This window comes from Xanthomonas sp. SHU 199 (assembly GCF_000364665.1).
In the GTDB taxonomy this organism is placed as follows: domain Bacteria; phylum Pseudomonadota; class Gammaproteobacteria; order Xanthomonadales; family Xanthomonadaceae; genus Xanthomonas_A; species Xanthomonas_A sontii.
In genome coordinates, this window is sequence record NZ_AQOI01000696.1 from 1 (window position 1) to 2,260 (window position 2,260).

The following is a 2,260-nucleotide window of genomic DNA, read 5'->3' on the forward strand; positions in this document are numbered from 1 at the left end:
CGCAACTGGAGAAGCTGGACGTGGTCGCGCAGCGCAAGGACGGCTATACCCCGCCGCCCAGCGCCGCCAGCACCGGCTTGGTGTTAAGCCCGCTGGAGACGCCGCAGTCGGTGAGCAGCATCGGCCGCGAGCAGATGGACGACTTCGGCCTGCGCAACGCCAACGATGTGCTGGCGCTGGCCACCGGCATCAACGTCGAGAAGATCGAGACCGATCGCACCTACTACAGCGCACGCGGTTTCGACGTCGTCACCTTCCAGGTCGACGGCCTCGGCCTGCCGTTCACCAATGGCGGCGCCGAGGGCGACCTGGACACCGCGATGTACGAGCGGGTGGAGGTGTTGCGCGGCGCCAATGGGCTGATGTCCTCGACCGGCAATCCGTCGGCCACGATCAACTTCGTGCGCAAGCGGCCCACCGAGGACCTGCAGGGCAGCGCCGGAGTGACGGTGGGCAGCTGGGACACGCGGCGGCTGGACGCGGACCTGTCCGGCCCGCTCAACGCCAGCGGCAGCGTGCGCGGGCGGGTGGTCGCCGCCGGCCAGGACGGCGACAGCTACCTGGACCGCTATGCGCTGAACAAGCACAGCGTCTATGGCATCGTCGAGGCCGATCTGAGCGATCGCACCCGCCTGAGCGTGGGCGCCAGCGATCAAAAGAACGACGCCACCGGTGGCATGTGGGGCGCACTGCCGCTGTACTACAGCGATGGCAGTGCCACGGATTTCGCGCGGTCCACCAGCACTTCGGCCGACTGGTCGTACTGGACCACCGAAGACAAGCGCGGGTTCCTGGAACTGCGGCAGGACCTGGGCGCGGACTGGCGGCTCACGCTGGCACTGAACTACCGCAGGCTCGACAACGATGCCCAGCTGTTCTACGTCTACGGCACTCCCGATCGCGACACCGGCCTGGGCCTGTTCTCCTACCCCTCGCAGTACGGCAGCAGCGAAACCCAGAAGTACGCCAACGTGTCCGCAAGCGGACCGTTCGCGCTCGGCGGGCGCGAGCACGAACTGGTGGTGGGCGTGCAGTGGGGCCGCGTGGAGGCCGACCAGGTGTCCTGGTACGGCAACGACATCGGCACGCCGCTGCCGCCCCTGCAGGACTGGAACGGCGCCTATCCCAAGCCGCGTTTCGACGCGTTCTCCGACGGCGCCCAGTTCGACATCATCCGCCGCACCGCCTACGCCACCGCGCGCTGGAACCTGGGCGAGACGCTGAAGCTGATCACCGGCGTCAACCACACCGGGATCGAGAGCCGCGGCCAGAACTACGGCGTGCAGCATGCCTACGACGACAGCAGGACCACCCCGTTCGTCGGTGCGGTCTACAGCTTCGCCCCGAACTACGCGCTGTACGCCAGCTATGCGGAGATCTTCAACCCGCAGACCGAACTGGACCGCAACCTGCGCGTGCTCGACCCGATCACCGGCAGCAACGCCGAGCTCGGCATCAAGGGCCAGTGGTTGCAGCAGCGCGTCAACGCCTCCTTCGCCCTGTTTCGCGCCAAGCAGGACAACACCGCCGAAGCCGATGTCTTCGTCGGCACGCTGCAGACGTACCGGCCGATCGACGCCACCTCCACCGGCTACGAGTTCGACGTCGCCGGCCGGATCGGCGCGCACTGGCAGCTCAACGCCGGTTATACCCAACTGGGCATCAAGGGCGACGACGGGCGCAACGTGCGCACCTACGTGCCGCGCCGCACCTTCAAGCTGGCCACCACCTACACCGTGCCGCAATGGGAGGCGCTGCAGCTGGGCGCGACCCTGACCTGGCAGGACGCCATCGTCCGCGACCAGGAGGCCGTGGACACCGCCGGCAATCCCATCTACACCCGCCAGGGCAGCTATGCGCTGCTGGGGCTGATGGCGCAGTACGCCATCACCCCGCAGTTCAGCGCCACCCTCAACGTCTACAACGTCACCGACCGCAAGTACATCAACAGCCTGTACTGGGCGCAGGGCTACTATGGCGCGCCCCGCAACACCGCCCTGGCGCTGACCTACCGGTTCTAGCGCCGGCCGCTGGCGGAACGCGTCGCGCAGGGCACTTGCCGCGACGCGTGGTGCCGTCACTGAGAGTTGCGGAATGTGCGACGGTCGCTGGCGGGAGCGCGGTACGCGCGGACACTGGAACGCGCCGTCGGCACGGCGCGACTGGTCGAGCGCCACGCGCAGCTGTGTGCCGCGAGGACACCTCTCCACGACGGAAAGTGTCCTGTAGGAGTCAACTGTCATGCACCTGCGATGACAGG

At 67.8% G+C, this 2,260-nt stretch carries 1 protein-coding gene; it reads left to right on the forward strand.

Annotation, left to right across the window (positions count from 1 at the left end):
• Positions 1–2,021: TonB-dependent siderophore receptor (locus D183_RS0119880; protein WP_017910548.1), on the forward strand; the 2,021-nt coding region annotated here is incomplete at its 5' end.
• Positions 2,022–2,260: the final 239 nt, after the last annotated feature.